The following is a 258-nucleotide window of genomic DNA, read 5'->3' as shown; positions in this document are numbered from 1 at the left end:
CCTCGCGGCCCAGCGCAAAGGTGTTGTAGTTGACGCCCTGGGGCGCGGCGGCCGGCGCGCCCTTCTCCCGCGAGCTCATGGCCCAGACCAGCCGGTGCGTGCCCGCCTCGTAGGCCGGCACCTCGGCCCAGCCGGTGATCTCGAGCGGGGCCACGCCCATCTTCTGGCGCTCCTCATTGCTGGCCTCGGTGCCTTCCTTGTAGCTGGCCAGCAGCTCGTCGGCTTTCCACTCCTTCGCGTCACCGTCTTTGACATAGC

1 protein-coding gene is annotated in these 258 nt (G+C 69.4%); it reads right to left on the bottom strand.

The window, feature by feature from the left end; genetic code table 11:
* Positions 1-258, bottom strand: a 258-nt coding sequence (locus RVY79_RS20370) for a DUF2167 domain-containing protein (protein WP_317466406.1), incomplete at both ends; no start/stop codon positions are given.

The sequence above is a fragment of the Chromohalobacter sp. HP20-39 genome, from assembly GCF_033052815.1.
Lineage (GTDB): Bacteria > Pseudomonadota > Gammaproteobacteria > Pseudomonadales > Halomonadaceae > Chromohalobacter.
This window is presented reverse-complemented; position numbering and strand designations above follow the sequence as displayed.